The organism is Heyndrickxia acidicola, from assembly GCF_001636425.1.
Classification (GTDB): domain Bacteria; phylum Bacillota; class Bacilli; order Bacillales; family Bacillaceae_C; genus Bacillus_AE; species Bacillus_AE acidicola.
In genome coordinates this window covers 3,953,348-3,973,914 of record NZ_KV440953.1, presented here as the reverse complement: position 1 = coordinate 3,973,914, position 20,567 = coordinate 3,953,348, and the positions used below count along the sequence as shown (strand labels likewise).

The following is a 20,567-nucleotide window of genomic DNA, read 5'->3' as shown; positions in this document are numbered from 1 at the left end:
GAATGACCATTTTCCTTCAGACAGTTAAGCTAAGCAAAAAAAGACTGCCACACACATGGCAGCCAAAACTCTTTTTTCTCCTTTCGGAACCATGCATCCAGCTCCTCTTTCTCTCTTTCACACGCGCACAATAAAAAGTCTCGAACCGAAGTTCGAGACTTTCAATGGACTTTTCCTTTACAACCATTAGCTCAATACGGTAATTTGGTTCGTGTACGAAGCAGCTGACGTTCCTTTTGTATCGGATATCGCGATTTCATCATTGTCATAAGCATCATCATTTATTGGGGCAGTACCTACAGTGTAAGTAAGAACCGCTTTGCCTGTTGAGTCAAGAGTTACAGCAACAGGTGTTATGCTGATTTCCCTTTCACCTAATGTAAGCTTACCTGTTTTGTCCATATCACCATGCTTGAATGTTACATACACAGTCTTACCCGCGTCGGCAGGGTTCCCCTTGATCATCAGGCTGTAAGTCTTTCCGGAGTAAGCACCTTGTATGGTTTGATTAACAAGTGTTCCATTATTTGTGCCTGCACTCACTGAGTCAGGTGTTCCTATCGACAAAGTGCTAGATTCAGTCCTACTGTTATTTTCAACTACAAACCTCGCTGCTGCTTTACCAGCAGACCCCTTGCTATCGTTTTTACTGTTAACCGTACCGCTAGTTTGGGTCTTTGACCCTTTCGCGTTCCTTTGTTTGAACAAAATTTCGTTTGTCTTAAACTGCACTGGCGTCACACCAAGGGCTTTTGATAAGTTCGCAATTGGCAAACAGACGGAGCCATTCTTTTTAACAATTGGAGCCTCCAGCTTAACGGGTTTCATGTTTACTCTAACGTAATTGCCGTGGGATGGTATTTCAACGGAGTGACCCCCGTATATAAAACTTTCTTCCTTCCCAATCTTGTGTGCACGAACGTCCAAGCTTTGTTCCAGATCTTTCACAGCCACGTAAAGCTGTCCATTATGAGTAAATGGTTTCATTTTAGCTACTGGTTCGCCCGTATTTGGATCTAGGAACACAGGAGGATTGTAGTAGCCTGGGCTAAAGTCAAACATGTTATCAAGAGAGCCCGCTTGAGTATCAAAGGAGCCTTTGCCAATGCGTCCGAGTTTCCAGTTGTCCTCAACAAAACGAAGGACAGAGGCTTGGTCTGCAAGTGTACTGACGACAGCATTATGCTTAGCATACGGCGATATTACAACCATCGGAAGCCGAGGTCCGTATCCTATACGATCTTGCGGCGGATTAGCGGCATTATTTCCTTTCACCGCTTTTGCATGCGGATCGTTCGGATTCACAGTTGGGGGCATAACGTGATCATACCAGCCGTCGGAATCATCATAGGTGACAATAATCGCAGTACTTTTCCACGTAGGTAAGGATTCCAGCTTATTGACGGTCTCTACAAGCCATTTTTGTTCGTCAATCGGGTCTGAGTAGGATGGATGGCCGTCTTGATAGGCAGGTGCCTTCAAGAAAGAGTAGTTTGGCAGATTGCCAGCATTTGCGGCTGCCCAGAAGTCAGTCAAATCATATTGATGATTTGCTTGATCCGTATGTCCAATCATCGCGACAGATGACGGTTTCGCATGAGTTAGATTCGACGTTCCTGCATAGTATTGAAATGGCTCGTGATGCGGGATGTAGTCAGTAACTGCATTTCCACCGATATTTTTGTGCTGTGCTGCTGGATTATCGTATCCGCCAAAGAATGAACCCCAAGTGAGTCCTTTTTTATTCAACAAATCACCGATATTGGTACCCGATAATCCCGCAGTAGCCCCTTTAGAAGCAGAATCATAATAAGGGTCTGTGTCACCGTAAAGGTCACCACCTGTAACTGCCCAACTAGGAAATCCCTTGTCCCCAGGCTGTAATGGGGTTCCGTTTTGTGCTTTGTTTGCACTATACGCAGCAGCGCCGCTCGTGTTACCTGAAACAACGTTGATAGCTCCCGGTGTTGATGGTCCTAAGTTTGAACCAAAGTAATGATCGTTCATAGCAAAGTGCTGGGCGAAATTCCAAAATGCCGTTACCGTGTTGCCATCATAATAATCCATAACCATTGGATTACCGTGTCCGTTATTTTCAACAAATTTGTCCATCTTTCCACCGTTAAAAGACTTCTGTTCAGAAGTAAAGCCGTGATCCATATCTGGAGTCATTGCTTGAGACCGATCCAAACGCTGTGGATTCGCAGCGTTTGGGTTTTTTGTTAATAATGATGCAGACAGTCCATTCACTTTGGGAGTGCCCGGGGCTGCGTAGAATGGCGGTTCATTTGCAGGATTCTTGGCAATCGGATAAGTACCGAAATAATGATCAAATGATATATTCTCGTCGAAAATAACAACTACGTGTTTTATAGGTGTCGCTGTTTTTCCTTGACTATTTTTATTTAATACATTGTAAGGGATTCCTTTTGTAACACTTTTTGCCTCCATTTTCTGACTTGGATTATGAGCAGCAAAAGTAGGTAAAGATATAGATAAAATTGAACCCATTGCTAGAATACTTGTTGCAGCAAGCAATAGTAAAGATTTCTTTTTCATACACTCAACTCCATTTACTTTTTATTAGAATTTAAAATAGTCTAAAATCTATTTTTATCGTATCTATATAATGTAAATATTGGGTTAATTGAAGATTAAATTAAAGTAACAATCTACTAAACTAGTGACAGATCCTATGTTTTTAAAACAATAGATTTTTAACCTTTGGCTCTGTTAACCTGCCTGTTGATTTTTGCTGCAAGTACTTGCTTTTCAAAGGGAGTCTGAACAAGTCTGTTTATGATTAACTTCTTAACGCCTTTCTTCTTCATCCCTTTCATTTGCCCCTCGTTAGAATAAATTCACTTCTTTTAATACCTCCGCTCCTATATTCGCCATGATGTTGAACGGGTTTCTGAAGAATGACACAGGAAAACCCGAATAAAGGACTGTTTTCACCAGGTCCATTATTCGGGTTTAGGTTCAAAATAATAGAATCATGACTCTTCTACGCTATAGTAATTTCCCACCAGATTATGACAGCGAATCACCTTAGCCGTACAAAAGGCATTCAGAATGCACTAAAATGATTCTTTTAAATGGCAGAGAAAAGGCTAACGTATTTCCCGTATCTAAACAGGATAAAGTCATTTTTTCACATATTCATAAAGCGTCATTGAGGAATTCCCAAATCCCATCCAGCCTCCGCCTTGTTTGGAAGTAGATTGTGAGTCCTCCCACTTAGATGCAGGTACGACAACACAATTGGATTTAATCCAATTGAGTACTGCTGATTGTTGACCTCCAAATGATCTTCCTTGCAGAAGGAAATAACGGACCTGCCCTTCATTGACAAGCTTTTGCAGCTTTGGAACCGTAAGCGCCGGATCATTTCCCATAAATCCTCCCATCGCCATAACAGGAAGACCGGTATCAAGAATCATCGGAGCAGCCGACATAGAGTTTAATGTTGCCACCAAATAGGTTCCTTTTTGATAATTCGACTTTAAATAGTTTTCAAGTTTAGCATTGGATGCCATGTCTTCTTGTCCATGCTGGTTTTTCAGCTCAGGACCTGCAACCGGTTTGGTCACGTTTCCTCCGTATTCAATCGGAGTAATCGCCCATGCTGATGGGGCAACGACTAAAGACAGAACACCAATCACAAGCGCAATGATAGAAATACTTCTTTTACCCGGAGCCGCTATTTTCTTGACAAACAGCAAACAAACCAAGGAAATCAATGCTAGAACCCCAATTGCAATGGAAAGCGGGTCACGTAAAGTCGGATATTTCCATACTACCGATATTTCAAAGATGACGGTACACACCAATGCAAGCGGTAAAAACCAACTTTCTTTTTTCTCATTTGCACACCATTGTTTCCACATCTTGATAAAACCGGCTCCTGCCAAAGCTGCAATACCTGGAGCCATCTGAACCATGTAGTAACTGCTGAACCTTTGTGCAATACTAAAGAAGACAAACATGGTCAAAACCCATACTGTCCATAAAACAGCCGTTTGGCGTTTACGGTCTAGAGGTGACCGGAAGCGCGTTCCCCATAAAAGTGCTATAACACTAATGAAGACACCCGGTAAAAGCCAGCTGAGCTGACCATCCAATCCGGAGGTTGTAAACAGCCTGAAAATGCCCGCATTCCCTGTTTGTCCAAACCCAGAATAATTCCCTGCATTTCCGTGAGCTCCTCTTCCTCCGTTCATATTACTAAACCGTCCGCTTTGCTGTGAACCCATGTGGTAGTTCCCCTGTCCACCTTGCTGTGATCCCGTGTGGAAACTTCCCTGTCCACTTTGCTGTGATCCCGTGTGGAAACTTCCCTGTCCGCCATGCTGTGAACCCGTGTAGTTATTTCCCTGTCCGCCATGCTGTGATCCCATGCGGAAATTCCCTTGTCCGCCATGCTGCTGACCAACCAACCGATTAATCCCGTTATAACCAATGGCAAGCGTCACCATTGAATTATCCTGCGTACTTCCCACATATGGGCGCTGGTCTGCAGGAACTGAATCCACAATAACCGACCAAGATAAGGAAACAACCACAAGAACGATTGTAGCTGTCAATAAGTGTGCAATCTTTTTTCTCCAAGTTAATTTGGGGTTGATCAAATAAAAAAGATAAAAGGCCGGCAATACAAGGAATGCTTCCATCATCTTAATGTTAAACCCGACTCCAACTAGAAAAAATGCAAGAACTAACCATTTTAAATGGCTTTTCTCTACCGCTCTGCTAAGCGCCCAAGTGGCAATCAGAGTAACAAACATGAGCATACAATCCACTTCATTTGTCCGGTCCGCTGCCACAACAATCGGGGTTAGTGCCAAAAATAGTGCTGCCAACAGCCCGGCCCCAATTCCAAATACACGAGCCACAAGATGGTACAGTAAAGCGACCGCTAATACACCTGCCAGAGCTTGAGGAAAAAATAAACTCCATCCTTTAAACCCAAAGATATATGCACTTAATGCTTGAAACCAAAAATCAACTGGTGGTTTATCAATGGTTATAAATCCTTTAGGATCAAATGAATTAAAGAAGAAGTTATGCCAATTATCCAGCATACTTTTTACTGCGGCAGAATAAAAAGTATTTCCAATCCCCTCCTGCCCTAACTTATAAAAATTAAGAATGATAGATAACAATAGAATTGCTGCCAATCCAAGATAATGCCTCTTGAATTTTAAATTTACTTGTCTCATAGGTCTCTCATACCCTTCAATTAGTTAACAATATTTTTAAGTACCGTTTTACTTAACTACACGATCTCCTGTTTGATCAGTAACTCGATAAACAGGTCCATTGTAACCAGCATCAAGTATTAGGAGATATCGTCATACCCATTCTTCTCTGACTTTTTAACAGTACCAGGCCAATGGTTGAATTCCAGTTTTTATTACTTCATCACCGGACCCACAATGAGTAGTTTTTGCACTTGTATTGTTTTTACCAGTATCCTTACTTCTGCCTTTATACTATTCCATTTATTCACATAACCAAGCATGGGCTGCATCTTTTAACCCCTGATAAACATGTTGTATTTACGTTCATTCACCACCAGTATTTTTATTTAAAATCCACGAAAAGGCTTTTGTAACGATAATGTTTCATGTAATCCCATTACGGTTTGTTATTATAGCACCTGAAAATGAAAAAATTCTAAAAAAAACGTTAGGCTTTCTGTAATTTATTTATCAATCTTCTCAGAGTGAACTCGGCAAATTTGCGTTGAAATAAAAAAGAAGAGGCTGTTTGCCTCTTCTTTAGAATTTATATTGGTGTTGAATCCTCATTCTTCACTTTTCTGATAGCCTTAAAAATCGAAAATCCTCCAACTCCGCCTACAATAAATATGGTTAATAATAAGGCGACGTTAATGGAATCAAGATTAAAGATGGGAAGTCCTGTTGAGACACCCCAATCAGATACTTTCGGAAACATTAATTCTACCATTCCCAAAATAACAAATAAAATACCTCCAAAAAGAAGGGTATTTGCAGAGACAAATTCTCCAATATACGATTTGGCTTTGCTATCAAGATTTTGACGTTCAATCCACCTTCCAAACATTCCACCAATCAAAATCTGCATAATCATGGTCCCAATACCATATAGTAGACCGGGTAAAAAGGCTACCCAAGCATTTGGCATGTTAGGCGAAATGACCGTATAGATAATCGTCGCAAAAGCACCAGTTCCCCACCCGGCAATAAAGCCGTGGATCAAAGCCAGTTTTACAGGGACAGGCTCTCCTTCCTTTTTCAAGGATGGAGCCAGCTTCTCAATCCAAGGAAACAGATGTAAGGTCTTTTTCTTAAACATAATGAAATATCCAGATAGCAGCATCACTAATCCAACGATCATATAGACCACTTGCTCTGCTCCTGACTGTGTAAAAAATCTTACTAAAGCAAAATACGCCAGTTCTGATGCAATAGCCCGCTGAAGGGTGAAAGCCAGTGAAAAGAAAAGGCCTGCCCGCATCCCCCCGCGTGTACTATAGCTTCCAATTGAATAACTAAAGGTTATCGGCCAGGTATGTTCATCAGGTGTAATACCATGAATCATTCCCATTAAAAGAACCGTAATCAAATCAATAGCCCAAAAGATATGATGGGGATCATGCCAGAAGTTCAATGAGTCCCCCTCCCTACAGATGATTGTTGACATACTGAACATGTGCCAAACAGATCGAGACGATGATGATCCACCTGAAAATCATCAGGGACTTCTACACCAGGGCAAGATTGATGCATATCTACTACTTGGTGGCATGACAGACATACTAAATGATGATGATGGTCACATCCGCAAAAGACATAATAAATGACACCCTCTATAAAAAAAGGTGTGGCAATTCCCGTTTTAGTCATAACTTCTAGCAATCTATAAACAGTTGTTAAGCCAACTTTCACGTCTTTCTCCAGTGCTAGCTCATGGAGTTGAGCAGGCGATAACATTCTGGATGACTCAGAGAATAAATCCAGAAGAGCCTCCCTTTCACCAGTTAAACGAAACTTTTGCTCATTAAGTAGAGCCTTAATTTGTGATCTATTCAACATTTTACTACCTTCCAAAAAATATTATAGAAAATCATTTTCTATAACATATTCTATATACTTAAGCGTATCGCGTCAAGATATCTTTTCAAACAAGCTTAAAGACATAAAAATAATGGCTGCGCTGGGTTGTTAATTTATTAGATCTCACTGGCATTGTGTCTTGCCACTGCTTCGGCATCCTGCCATACCTCTCTTATCGTGAAGACATTTCTTTTTCTGTCTTCTTTTAAGATTGCAGGAAAGTAAAAAAGATTCAGGTTATATAAAGAACCCTGATAACGAGCAACTCCAGTAGGCAGCAGGAAATATTATTTATAAACTGGCGGAATAATCGAATTAAAGATGCTCCTATTCCGCTCTCTTTGATGGCTGTATATAAAATGCAATCTACGAAACTGGCTGCACCCAGCGTATGATTTTCGCTGTATTATGTAAGATTTGCAAGCTGCCGTTTTGTAAAATGCAAACAAAGCAACTCACGCCCTTATTTTCAAGAAGCAGGGGCGGGTTACTTTTTTTTGTGCAATCTAATTTACGGTAACGATCAGAGAGGTATGAAATGCAATCATCCATTCTAGTTCGTCTGGAAATTTACAAGGTCCTTTTATGAAGGACATCTCATGCTTTCCTCTCGCTCGTTTTGTCCTTCATCCCTCCGATGAAGGACATCTCAGGCTTTCCTCTCTACCGTTTTGTCCTTCATCCCTCCGATGAAGGACATATCATGCTTTCCTCTCGCTCGTTTTGTCCTTCATCCCCTCGATGAAGGACTTTTCGCGCTTTCCTCTCGCCCGTTTTGTCCTTCATCCCCTCGATGAAGGACATCTCATGCTTTCCTCTCGCTCGTTTTGTCCTTCATCCCACCGATGAAGGACATCTCAAGCCTTCCTCTCCCCCGTTTTGTCCTTCATCCCCCCGATGAAGGACTTTTCGCGCTTTCCTCTCCCCCGTTTTGTCCTTCATCCAACCGATGAAGGACATCTCAAGCTTTCCTCTCGACCGTTTTGTCCTTCATCCCACCGATGAAGGACATCTCAGGCTTTCCTATTAGTAAAAAAGCAAAACGATGATCCCTCTATCGTTTTGCTTTAAGTGAACGTTATTATGGTCCTTTTACAAGCTCCCTTTGTTTTTATACCCAACCCTATTATTCAACCGTCAAGCTCTTCGCCAAATTGCGCGGCCGGTCTACATTATAGCCGCGCACCGTTCCCGCATAGTAGGCTAATAATTGCAAAGGGATGGCCGCAATAATCGGCATCAAGTACGGGTGGGCCTCGGGAATATACATGACTTCATCCACGATTTCACTGACCTCATCATCCCCAATGGTTGTCACTCCGACAACAAAAGCATCCCTGGCTTTCAGCTCTTTAATATTATTAATGGTTTTTTCCCGGAGATGCTTTTGCGTAGACAGCGCAATCACGGGAACACCCGGCGTAATCAACGCCATCGTTCCATGTTTCATTTCCCCTGCTGCATAGGCATCTGCATGCAGATAGGCTACTTCCTGAAGCTTAAGGGCCCCTTCCAGCGCAAGCACATAATCCAGGCCGCGGCCAATTAAAAACAAGCTTTGCTGATCCTCTGTAACCTGTGCAAACTGATCAATGGCATCCTGCGTCATAATCAGCGTTTTATCCACTTCTTCAGGCAACTGATGGAGTTCCTTAATCATGTCAGGAACACGATTCAATCCAGGTCCCTGTGTTTTTTCGGTAAAGAGAATGGACAAAAGCAGCAGAACTGTGATTTGCGTAGTATAGGCTTTGGTGGCAGGAACCGCTAATTCGGGTCCTGCATTGGTACAAATGGTATAATCCGCTTTCCGCGCAAGATTTCCACGCCTTTTATTCGTAATGGCAATGGTCGGGCATCCATAGCGTTTTGCCTCACTCCAGGCAGATAGAGTATCCGCTGTTTCTCCCGATTGGCTGATAATCAGTATTAGGGCTTTCTCATTCAGCGGTCCATGCTCACAGCAAAACTCAGACGAAACAGCTGTTTCAATCGGAATGTCCAGCATCGTTTCCATTACTTTTTTGCCAATCAGCCCGGAATGATAGGATGTTCCATTTGCCACTATAATGATTCTTCGGAACTGTGAAACATCGTGCTCTTCAAAAAAGGAATCCAGCTCCGGCAGCTGCACACCAGTTTCAGTCAGCCTGCCTTTTAACGTATTTTTCAAGGCTGCAGGCTGCTCCATAATCTCCTTCAGCATATAGTGATCATAATCCTGCAGGCTGAAATCATCTTCATGCCATTCAATGATCCGTTTTTTCGGATGGATGGTGTCCCCCGCTATGGTTTTTATTTTCACTTCACCAGGCCTCAATACGGCTATTTCCCCATTTTTAATGGGATGAATTTCTTTAGTGTAGGAAAGAAGTGCAGCGATATCTGATGAAAGAAAAGCCTCATTGTTTCCAAACCCTACAATTAAAGGGTTCTCTTGTGAAATGCCAATGATCGTGTCCGGCTGATTCCTTGACATGATGGCAAGCGCAAAGGATCCCTTCAGCATAGGCAAAACCTTCCTGACTGTTTCCTCCACATCCCCAGTGTCGTATTCCACTAACAGATGGGGAATCACTTCTGTATCTGTGTCCGTCACAAACAAATAGCCCTGCGAGATTAAATGGCTCTTGAGCTTTAGATAATTCTCAATAATGCCATTATGCACAACGATAAAGCGTTCTTTTTCATCCGTAATTGGATGGGCATTAAGAATTGTTGGAGCACCATGAGAAGCCCATCTTGTATGGCCGATCCCCAAATGCCCTTCTAAAATGGGATCAATCTGTAAAGACGCATCCAGATCCTCAATCCTACCTGTTTCTTTTCTCAGCTCAATCTTCTCTAAATTGGAAATGGCGACCCCCGCCGAATCATAGCCCCTGTAATCTAAATGGGTTAAACAGTCTAACAGAATAGGCTGAGCTGATGAATTCCCTATATACCCAACAATTCCACTCACGCATCATCACCTCAAAAAATATGTTAATTTTTATTATATATGATTAAGCGCCAATCTTATCACATTTCTATCATTCTATTCTTAAAAAGCGCACTTACTCTATTATAAAAACCGCTTTTCTTCTGCAGTTAATTCGAATAAGCTATTGCAGTCTGATAGGAAAGGAAGTGAAATTTATGGGCAGCAAGATTGATAAGCTAACTGCTGTTTTAAGGGAGAAATTTTTATTTAAGCGAGCGATGAAGCTCTCAACACCATTTTAAAAAATGTTTTTTGCCACTGATTTAGCATCATACAGTTTAGTCTCAAAAGGGTGAGACGAATGTTTTGGTCATGCTGAGTTGATTCTGGAAGGCATTTGAATGATAATGACATTGAACATCGTGACCATAAAATACATATGTAGGCTAATGGAGGGTTTGTGCTATGTCGGATAACACCTTGGAAAAAAAGCATTTTTTGTTAAAAATCATCACGACCAGAACAACTTTTTCTCAAGACATGACCGAAGAAGAACGAAACATCATGGGGCAGCACGTTGGCTACTGGACAGACAAGCAAAATCAAGGGATTGCTGTGGTTTTCGGACCAGTCCTAAATCCGAGCGACCCACATGGAATCGTCATTGTTGAAGTGGAGAATGCAGAGCAAGTTCCAACACTCATCGCAGAAGACCCTGGTGTCATTGCAGGAATTTTAAAAACGGAATTTTATCCAATGAAGGCTGTGTTACGGAAATAATACTTTTTATTTATAAGAGGTAGTAAAGGCATTGCCTCCCTTATTGCGTTCAAGGCTGCGCGTTGTTTTTTAGCTCATTCGTGTGAAACGGCCGATTCACACGAATGAGCTAAAAAATGATTTAAAACAGGACCACACATTATAGAAGTATATATAATGTGTGGTCCTTTAATGAGCGGTTTCCCTCAACTAACCTTACTATCATTTTGTTAACAGGTTAACGTTTAGACAAATGTAAATTTAGTCAATGATTCGTGATTCGATGTTTTGTTTGTCAGCTCTCTCTTATAAGCAAGTATATGTCGATTTGCGAGAGTTAACTTTCAATAGATGCTGTTTTCTCTACATCGATTAGATTCCGACCTTATCTGCCTCTATGGCATCCTTCCCTTGTAAAGAGCCATTGTCAAAATAAATCGCTTTTCCTGTTTTAGAGGATTCATAGATAGCTTCCAAGATTTCTGTAACGACTAAGGCTTCTTCCGGTTTTACAAGAGGTTCCGTATCCTTTAGAATGCTTTCAATCCACAGCCTTGCTTCCAGGTCTGCATCACTTTCCTGCTTCCCTTCATAAAAAGAGACGCCTGTCGCATTTAGGTCTACGTTTTGTGTATATAATTTCCCGAAGTTTTCGCCATTGATTCGAAGCCCTTCTTCCATATCAGCTCCGCCTTCCGTACCCGCAAGTACACATTTCGCTTCTCCTATTTGCAGTGTGTTTAATGCCCAGCTCGATTCAAGCGAAATGGTCGCACCGTTTTCCATGACAATAAATCCAAAAGCAGAATCTTCCACTTTAAATTTCTCCGGATCCCATGGACCCCAGGCATTTGCTGCATTTTCCCGGCTTCCAAGCTTATGAAATGTGGTTCCAAGCACTACTCTCGGCTTGTAATTGTTCATCATCCATAAAGTCAAATCCAGTGCATGTGTTCCGATATCGATCAGAGGGCCGCCGCCTTGTTTTTCTTCATCCAGGAATACGCCCCAGGTAGGGACCGCACGGCGGCGGATGGCCAATGCCTTTGCATAATAGACATCCCCCAAACCCCCGTCCTGGCAGAATTGTTTTAAATATTGGCTGTCCTGACGAAAACGATTTTGATACCCGATTGTTAATTTCTTTCCTGTCCGTTTGGCCGCCTCTACCATCTCTCTCGCTTCTTTTGAGGTTTTCGCCATCGGCTTTTCACACATAACATGTTTATCAGCTTCCAGCGAGTGAACCGTAATCTCAGCGTGAGACTCATTTGGCGTACAAACATGTACCACATCGATAGTTGGATCCTTTAATAATTCCTTGTAGTCCGTATAAACATTTGCCGCTTCTGCTCCAAACTTTTCTGCAGCCTCTACTGCCCGTTCTTTAATAATATCGCAAAAAGCAACGAGTTCAACCTGTTCAATTTTTTTCAGGGAAGGCAAATGCTTCCCATTTGCGATCCCTCCACAGCCAATTATCGCGACCTTCAATTTCTTTTCCATCATCCATTCCCCCTGATAATCCTTTGATTGCGTTTATTTAGGCACATAGGCCCTATCATTATCCATCTTATCGATTGTTGTTTTCGCAAAAAGTGTTTAATAGCTGCAAAGTTTACGAAAAGAGCCTTATTGATTGATGACAAAGTCATTTAACAATGGAGGACGTTCACAGACACTTTTCATTATGTAGTGGCTTCCCTGTTCTGATGAACGATGAATCCCATGCATAACTTCCAGCACATGCAGAGCCATACTGCCATTTGCACGCGGTGATCTCCCTGTTTCAATGGCCTTTGCCATATCTGCAAGGCCAATTCCCCGCAAATTATCAAAGCTTTCTCCGGCAGGCTTCATTTCTTTCCATTCTTCCTCATCATGCCGCTTTACGAGCAGCGGCTGATTAAACTGGTTTGGATCCGGCAAGCTGATGGTTCCATGTTCTCCATAAATTTCAATGAACGGTGTACGGGCTCCTGATACATCAAAGCTTGTTGTGATGGTCGCGGATGCTCCATTTGCGAAGTCCAGAATGCCTGATACATGTGTTGGTACTTGAACAAGAATTTGCTCACCATACTTGGCCGGACTGGTAATCGTTCTTTCTGGAAAAGTAATCCTGGCTGAACCGGTTAATCGCTTGACAGGACCCATTAAGCTCACCAAAGCCGTAATGTAATAAGGCCCCATATCAAACATTGGACCGCCGCCCGCATGATAAAAAAACTCCGGGTTTGGATGCCAGGATTCAGGTCCCCGTGACATCATAAAAGCACTCGCACCGACTGGTTTTCCAATCAGGCCGTCTTCCATTAATTGTCCCGCAAGCTGAATACTTCCTCCTAAAAACGTATCCGGTGCTGAACCGACGACAACCTGATTGAGGCGTGCTGCTTCCATGATCCGTTCTCCATCCTCAAAAGTAACAGCCAGCGGTTTTTCCGAATAGACGTGCTTTTTTTGTGCTATAGCCTGCAGCGATACAGAGGCATGTGCATGCGGAACGGTTAAGTTCAATATGAGATCAATGTGCGGCAGTGCCGTCATCTCTTCAACACTTGCCACATGTTCAAGTCCGTATTTTACAGCTGTTTCTTTAGCCTTCACAGAATCAAGATCTGTACAGGCAATGATCGTAAAATCAGAAAAACGGCGGCTGTTTTCCAAGTAAATCGTGCTAATATTCCCGCACCCAACGAGACCCACATTCAATGCCATTCTTCTCCCACTCCCTTATTTTTGTTCAGAAGCTGCTTTCAGCTTTGTTTTCAAGTAGTTCATACTGATTTCAACACTTTCAAACGGAGTGCGGCGGCTCATATCCTGTTCAACCACCCACCACTTTACTCCTGCGTTTTCACCAATCTGCAGAATGGAATCGATATCAATGCTTCCAGTTCCAAGCTCTGCAAAAAATTGTTCTTCATCCTTGGTCATATCCTTCAAATGAATGAGCGGCGCCCTGTCTTTGTAACGGTTGATCCACTCGATCGGTTCTTCTCCTGCCTTTGCTAACCAGTAGACATCCAGCTCTGCTTTTACATGATCTGCATGCGTTTCTTCAAAAATGGATTCCAAGGCTTTTCTTCCGTCCGGCAAACGGTCCAATTCAAAGTCATGATTATGGTAGCAAAGTGTAATGCCTTCTTTTTCACAAACCTCACCTGCTTTATTCAGAAACGAAATCAGCGCTCTATAATCCTCAGCACTCCTGCGTTCCGGAGCCAGATAAGGACAGACTACATAGCGGCTTCCTAATGTTTTTTGATCTTCAATCACTTGGGTTAGGTTGCTTTCCAATTCATCAAGGGACACATGGCTGGATGCCGCCTTTAATCCGAGTTCATCCAATAACAGCCTTACTTCACCTGCTGTTAATCCCCCGTATCCAGCAAATTCAACTCCATCAAAGCCAAGCTCCGCTACTTTTTTCAACGTACCGGCAAAATCCCTCTCACATTCCTCACGCAGGGTATACATTTGAATCGCAACTGGAATTCTCATTTTACTTCCTCCCACTCGATATCCTTTTTCGGCAAAAAAATTTGTTCAGTAGTTGGTGAAACGTTTCTATAAAACTAAAAATCTTGAAATAAAACTTTTCTGCAAATCTATTATAAACATACAAGCAAGCGGTTTCAATAATACTTAGATTGAATGTTTCGACAAATTCAAACTATACTAAGGTTCTTTTTTGTGAAGTTAGCAGAATAATTTACTTCCCTTAAGTCTAAAAACCTTTTAAAAAAGGCAATATTTGTGCTGCTCATCCATTTAGACACTTTTTTCAGCACCACAAATATTGATGACATTTGAATTCCAGCAGACAACTGCTGCACGCAGATGGCCCGTATTAAACACGCGGATAGGCCTGAACAGATTTTCCTTCGATTAACGTCACATCAATCAGCTTTGGTTCTACCTCTTCATTCGCAATCATTTTCAAGAGATTCTCCGCCGCCAGATATCCCCAGTTATATCTTGAAAAATCAATCGTCGCCAATCGGGGCTGCATATAAGCAGCAAGATCGATATTATCAAATCCGACGATATGGATGTGCTCGCCAACATGATACTTTGTACCAGCCAAATAGTTATACATCCCGATGGCTGTTTCATCGTTAAAACAAAAAACAGCGGCTGGCTGGGTATATTCCTTGATCATTTGTTCAGTGGCCAGTTCAACATCCGCGCCGCCCTCGAATTCGATATAGTTGATATGAGGATAACGCTTGATTGCTTCCCTTACTGCCTGCAGACGCTGTTTGGCGTCATAAATGGTTTCGCGGCCTGGAAGAACATACAGTTTCTGATGGCCCTTTTCCATTATATAATCAATGGCCATTGCAGCCCCGGCTTTGTTATCCAGCAATACCTGATTAATATTTGGATGTTCTACTTCTCTGTCAAGCACCACTAATTTATGTCCCCGCTCTGCATAATTCAATAATTCTTCACTCGAAAAGGTAACATCCAAAATAATAGCGCCGTCTATTGCTTTTTCAGGAATAAATCGATGGGACTGCACCCCGCTGCAAACAATCAATTCATATCCTTTGCTGCTTAAAGCTTCACGCATTCCTTTGAAAATAGGCCCAAAAAACGAACCGGTGTAATCTTCTATAAAGGTTCCGATAATCTTGGTCTCTTTCTTCTTTAGGTTTCTTCCGGCTGCATTTGGAATATAGTTTAGTTCTTTGGCAATTGCCACAATCCGTTCCGTTGTTTCTTCCGTAATTTTCGAGCTTCCATTTAATGCGTAGGAAACCGTTGAAATAGAAACGCCTGCTTTTTTAGCAATGTCCTTAATATTCGCCATGGCTTTTCCCCCCCTTGCCATCCATAGTTCTTTTTTATTATACAACGTTCCTAGTAGAAAGGGATTTTCAGCCTTCTTTATTTCTCTAAATTGAATATCATTTCAACCGCGTCCCGGCTGTTTGGACCGACATAAACGGCAAAGCTTCCGGCATCGCTTTTATACGCTAAATCTGCATGATGATAGCGGAGCTGCTCTTCAGTTAAGGTAAAGGTTACTTCCTTCGTTTCGCCCGCCTGGAGGAAAACATGTTGAAAAGCCTTCAGCTCTTTTAAAGGACGGACAACCTCCCCTGTAATATCCCTCACATACAGCTGGACAATTTCCTCTCCCGGGATTTCTCCTGTGTTTGTTACACATACAGAAACTTTAAATGGTGTTTCCAGCGTCATATGGGCTGCAGATAATTTTGCATCACTATAAGAAAAACTTGTGTAGCTTAAACCAAATCCAAATGGAAAAAGGGGTTCATTCGGAATATCCAAATACCGTGACACATAATATTCCTGAGCATCTGGTGCATCTTTAGGTCGCCCCGTATTAAATTGATTGTAATAAACAGGGATCTGGCCTGCAGAATACGGGAAGGACATGGATAAACGCCCTGTTGGCACAGCCTCTCCATATAACAGATCGGCAACTGCCCTCCCGCCTTCTGATCCAGGGTACCAGGCTTCCAATACTGCATCTGTTTCATCCGCCACCCCATGAAGATCAAGCGGTCTGCCATTAAATAACACTGTCACCATCGGTTTATTTAATTCCTTTAGCTTAGCAATTAAGTCGAGCTGCACCTGAGGCAAACGGATGTCTGACCGGCAGCTCGCTTCACCGCTCATATTGGAGGATTCCCCCAGGGCAAGCACAATAATATCTACTTCACCCGCTGCCTTGAAGGCAGCATTTCGCTGCTCCTCTGTTCCCGTTTCGATGTCACAGCCTTGAGAGACCGATATGTGAGAATGGGGAGCTCTTTCTTTTAAGCCATCATACAGCTGAACTGTATCTTCTTTCGACCCCAACCATGACCATGCTCCCAATAAATCTCCGCTTTGTGCAAACGGACCAATTAGCGCAATTTTTTGATCTGGCTTCAGCGGCAGAACGCCTTCGTTTTTTAATAATACACATGACTTCACAGCAAGCTCCCTAGAAAGCTCCAAATGACTTTCACACCGAATAACTTCCTTCTCGCGCTTTACATTCGCTCCCCGGTATGGATTGTCAAACAGCCCTAACGTTTCCTTCAAACGGAGAATACGCAAAACGGCCTCGTCAATCAACGCTGTATTAAGATTCCCCTTTTCCACCAGTTCTTTCAAATGATGTACATAGCAGGATGTCATCATTTCAATATCTACACCAGCTGTAATGGCTTTTAAAGCTGCCTCCGCTTTATTTGCTGCTGTGCCGTGCGGAATGAGTTCTTTGACGGCTCCCCAATCCGAAATCAACACCCCATCAAATCCCCATTCCTCTCGAAGCAGATCACGCATGAGTTTTTTATTTCCAGTTGATGGAATACCGTCCAAAATATTAAAAGCAGTCATCACCATTTGGCAGCCTTCATCCAGCGCGGCTTTATAAGCAGGCAAATAGTATTCCCTGAGCTGGCGCTCTGACATATCAACGGTATTATAGTCTCTCCCGCCTTCAGCCGCTCCGTATGCTGCAAAATGTTTAACACAGGCTGCAACTTTTTCTTTGTCGCCAGTTAAATCATCTCCTTGAAACCCCCTGACAAAAGCTCGTGCAAACACGCTGTTTAAAAACGGATCCTCCCCAGTGGATTCCATTACCCTTCCCCAGCGCGGATCCCGAACAAGGTCCACCATAGGAGCAAAAGTCACATGAATGCCTGAAACAGCTGCTTCCTTTGCTGCAATTTCTGCACTTTTTTGTGCCAGTTCAGGATTCCAGGAACATCCAATAGCGAGCGGCACAGGAAAGATGGTTTTATACCCGTGAATAATATCCGCCATAAATAGCAGCGGAATCCCCAATCGATTCTCCTTTAAATGGGCTTCTTGAATGTGAATCACTTCTTTTGCTCCTGCAGCCCCGAGTACCGATCCACTGTTTCGCACATCTTCATCTGAGATCCCCATCTCAGCCATTGGACCGGTAATCTGACCGCTTTCCTTCGATCCATTAAAAAAAGGAGCAGCTAACTGAAGTAACTGAGAAATTTTTTCGTCGAGCGTCATTTGTTCCAAAATAGACTGTATATTCGTTTTCACCGTTTTCATCCTTTTGCTCCTCCAATAAACTCATGCAATTATTTTTTATAGAAACGTTTCAATGGCTGATGGTTAAGGATTATAAACGCTTTCAAACATTCCGTCAATATAGACTTTATACCTAATGCTGAAAGTTCAAAAAACTTATTGCAATCGGTTACACCCTCCCCTATACTAAGTTTCATAGAAACGTTTCTATAAGGATTGGTTGATCCTGTTTTGAAAAAAGTAATGGCTAAAAATGCATGCCATAAGTTCTTATTTAGTTCTTATGAATCTACTAAAATCAAGGGGGTTTATGGATGAAAAGAAGATTATTGAATGGCTCAATTGTTATGCTTCTGATCTGTATGGTTATTCTTAGCGGGTGCAGCGGCAGTTCCTCAGCAAGCGGCAGTACAGGACAAAAAGTGCAAGTCAATTTTTGGTACACGTGGGTCGGTGAAGAAGGCAGCCACATGCAGCAGCTGATCAAAGAATTTAATGCCAGTCAGAATAAAATAGAAGTCGTCGGCTTAAGCCAAGGCGATGAACAAAAGCAAATGACAGCAATCGTTGGAAACAACCCTCCTGATTTAGCCAGTCAATACAATCAGGACAACGTAGCTTCCTGGAGCGCCAAAGGCGTCATGACGCCGCTGGATGATTTTATGAAGAAAGACCACTATGATACGAGTGACTTCTTGCCCGCCACTATGAAAGCAGTTCAATACAATGGAAAAACCTATGCCCTTCCTCTTGGCATGAATACGTGGATGCTGTATTACAACAAAGATATTTTAGCAAAAGCGGGAATTAAAAATCCTCCGCAAACCATGCAGGAGTTAAAAGCCGACGCAGAAAAATTAAGCGTTGTAGATAAAAACGGAAATCTAAACCGAATTGGTTTATGGCCTGATCAGGATCCAACCATGTATATGTATTCTTTTGGAGGAAGCATTTGGGATCCAGCAAAAAAAGAAGTAACACCTGATAATCCTGGCTTTAAAGCGACGGTTGAGTTTTATAAAGACCTGTGGGACAAGTACGGCTCCAGTAGCCTTGATCGCTACGGCTCCGGCCTCGGCAACTATGCTTCCGCACAAAATCCATTTTTCGCTGGAAAATCAGCCATGACCTTTGATGGAGAATGGTTAACAACCTTTATCAAAGAATATGCTCCTAATTTGCATTATGGTGCTGCGCCTATCCCATACGATGCAGCTCACCCTGAAGCGAAAAACGCCGGTTATGTCAATGTCAATGCACTTTATATTCCAAGAGGGGCAAAGCATCCTCAGGAAGCATGGGAATTTTTAAAATGGCTGACGTCAAAAGAACAAATGATGAAATTTGATATCGCTTTGGGAAATCTGGCTCCTAGAAAGAGCGCCTTAAATGATCCAGCATTTTCAAAAGTCCCAGGCTTTACTGAATTCCTGAAATACTCGCAAGGACCAAAAATGAGCGTACATCCGCAATTACCATTTATGACTGAGTATATGCAGCAAGTTTTAACAGAATATGATGCTATCCTGCGAGGAAAAACGACTGTAGATGCCGGATTAAAGAGCATAAAAGATAAAATTCAGCCATTGGTACAAAGCAATCAGTAAGTTTCATGAAGCCCCTCCTGTTATATAAAAATGGCAGGAGGAGTTTTTAAAAGAAGGCTCTGCTAATGTCTGGGTTGATAACTTTTTTGAGCTCATTCTTGTGAAACAGTCGTTTCACAAGAATGAGCTCAAAAACAACGAAATCCTTTTAATAATATTTAATAGAAAGGAATCTTCCAAATGAAATTATCGATAGTACCTGTACCAATATCGCAGAACAAAAAAATAGCTGTCAAAAAGAAGAAGAATAGAGAATTTCTTATTGGTCTTCTGTTTGCCTCTCCATTTATTATTGGATTTTTATGTTTTACTGCCTATCCGTTTATCCAGTCTTTCTATTATAGCCTAACAGATTACGACGTATTTAACCCTCCAAAGTGGATAGGATTCTCGAACTATAAACAGATTTTCCATGACCCGAATTTCTATAAGTCCATGTCCAACACCTTTTATATGGCATTCATCGGGGTTCCCATCAGTTTGTTTGCCAGCTTGATGATGGCATTAGTGTTAAATATGAAGGTCAAAGGCATTTCCATCTATCGAACGGTCTATTATCTGCCAACAGTGGTACCGGCTGTCGCAGGCTCACTTTTGTGGAGCTGGATTTTAAATCCACAGTATGGAATGCTTGATCTTGCCTTGAAGGCTGTGGGACTTCCTGACCCTGCATGGCTCCTGGATCCTCACTTTACAAAGCCTGCACTCATTATTATGGGGCTGTTCGGTTCTGGCGGAGGGGCCTTGATTTATCTGGCTGCACTTCAAGGGATACCGGCTGAATTTTATGAAGCTGCAGAGATTGACGGGGCCAATAAGTGGCAGATTTTCCGTTCTATCATCCTTCCTGCACTCTCTCCTGTTACACTGTTTCAATTGATAATGGGATTGATTGGTGCATTCCAAATTTTCACCCAATCCTTTATTTTAACCGGAGGATCGACAGGGGGACCAGATCAATCCATGCTTTTCTACGCGGTGAATGTCTATAATGAAGGGTTTAAGAACCTGCATATGGGATACGCATCCGCTCTTGCCTGGGTCCTATTTGTTATCGTCGTGCTCATTACCATTCTGATTTTAAAATCTTCCATGCGCTGGGTTTATTACGGAGGTGAGTAAAGG

At 42.3% G+C, this 20,567-nt stretch carries 13 protein-coding genes; 3 read left to right on the top strand and 10 right to left on the bottom strand.

All coding sequences use genetic code 11. The features are described 5' to 3' along the window. Window positions 1–186: 186 nt before the first annotated feature. The 5 genes from A5N88_RS18545 to glmS form a co-directional block, all read right to left on the bottom strand. Window positions 187–2,559, bottom strand: a complete 2,373-nt coding sequence (locus tag A5N88_RS18545; RefSeq protein WP_066268716.1) for an alkaline phosphatase family protein — start codon at window positions 2,557–2,559, stop codon at window positions 187–189. Window positions 2,560–3,146: 587 nt separating this feature from the next. Next, window positions 3,147–5,222: a glycosyltransferase family 39 protein gene (locus A5N88_RS18540; protein WP_066268713.1), complete on the bottom strand. Its 2,076-nt coding sequence runs from the start codon at window positions 5,220–5,222 to the stop codon at window positions 3,147–3,149. A 568-nt stretch (window positions 5,223–5,790) separates the two neighbouring features. Further along, the gene (locus tag A5N88_RS18535; RefSeq protein WP_066268712.1) at window positions 5,791–6,657 is read right to left on the bottom strand and encodes a hypothetical protein; all 867 of its coding nucleotides are present in this window, start codon (window positions 6,655–6,657) and stop codon (window positions 5,791–5,793) included. Next, window positions 6,654–7,082, bottom strand: a complete 429-nt coding sequence (locus A5N88_RS18530) for a Fur family transcriptional regulator (protein WP_066268711.1) — start codon at window positions 7,080–7,082, stop codon at window positions 6,654–6,656. Before A5N88_RS18530 ends, A5N88_RS18535 begins: the two co-directional genes overlap by 4 nt. 1,147 nt (window positions 7,083–8,229) lie before the next feature. Then, complete coding sequence (glmS, locus tag A5N88_RS18525) at window positions 8,230–10,065, bottom strand: glutamine--fructose-6-phosphate transaminase (isomerizing) (protein WP_066268709.1); 1,836 nt, start codon at window positions 10,063–10,065, stop codon at window positions 8,230–8,232. 426 nt (window positions 10,066–10,491) lie between these two features. Here glmS and A5N88_RS18520 point away from each other — a divergent pair, with 426 nt between their 5' ends. Beyond that, a complete protein-coding gene (locus tag A5N88_RS18520) occupies window positions 10,492–10,806 on the top strand; it encodes a YciI family protein (protein WP_066268707.1) in 315 nt (104 codons plus the stop codon). 351 nt (window positions 10,807–11,157) lie between these two features. On the opposite strand, the gene A5N88_RS18515 is transcribed toward A5N88_RS18520, so the two are convergent. The 5 genes from A5N88_RS18515 to A5N88_RS18495 all read right to left on the bottom strand — a co-directional run bounded on the left by A5N88_RS18515 (window position 11,158) and on the right by A5N88_RS18495 (window position 17,856). Next, window positions 11,158–12,291 carry a Gfo/Idh/MocA family protein gene (locus tag A5N88_RS18515; protein ID WP_066268706.1) on the bottom strand — a complete coding sequence of 378 codons (1,134 nt, stop codon included), beginning with the start codon at window positions 12,289–12,291 and terminating at the stop codon, window positions 11,158–11,160. 126 nt (window positions 12,292–12,417) lie between these two features. After that, entirely contained in the window at window positions 12,418–13,506 is a 1,089-nt protein-coding gene (locus A5N88_RS18510; protein WP_066268704.1) for a Gfo/Idh/MocA family protein, read from the bottom strand. Between the two features lie 15 nt (window positions 13,507–13,521). After that, complete coding sequence (locus A5N88_RS18505; RefSeq protein ID WP_066268702.1) at window positions 13,522–14,292, bottom strand: sugar phosphate isomerase/epimerase family protein; 771 nt, start codon at window positions 14,290–14,292, stop codon at window positions 13,522–13,524. 349 nt (window positions 14,293–14,641) lie between these two features. After that, complete coding sequence (locus A5N88_RS18500; protein WP_066268700.1) at window positions 14,642–15,607, bottom strand: LacI family DNA-binding transcriptional regulator; 966 nt, start codon at window positions 15,605–15,607, stop codon at window positions 14,642–14,644. Window positions 15,608–15,684: 77 nt separating this feature from the next. Further along, a complete protein-coding gene (locus A5N88_RS18495) occupies window positions 15,685–17,856 on the bottom strand; it encodes a glycoside hydrolase family 3 N-terminal domain-containing protein (RefSeq protein WP_066268698.1) in 2,172 nt (723 codons plus the stop codon). A 293-nt stretch (window positions 17,857–18,149) separates the two neighbouring features. On the opposite strand from A5N88_RS18495, the gene A5N88_RS18490 reads away from it, so the two are divergent. Together A5N88_RS18490 and A5N88_RS18485 are read left to right on the top strand one after the other, a co-directional pair. Continuing rightward, a complete protein-coding gene (locus A5N88_RS18490; protein WP_066268696.1) occupies window positions 18,150–19,442 on the top strand; it encodes an ABC transporter substrate-binding protein in 1,293 nt (430 codons plus the stop codon). A gap of 180 nt (window positions 19,443–19,622) precedes the next feature. Next, on the top strand, window positions 19,623–20,564 hold the full coding sequence (locus tag A5N88_RS18485) for a carbohydrate ABC transporter permease (RefSeq protein WP_066268695.1): 942 nt from the start codon (window positions 19,623–19,625) through the stop codon (window positions 20,562–20,564). Window positions 20,565–20,567: the final 3 nt, after the last annotated feature.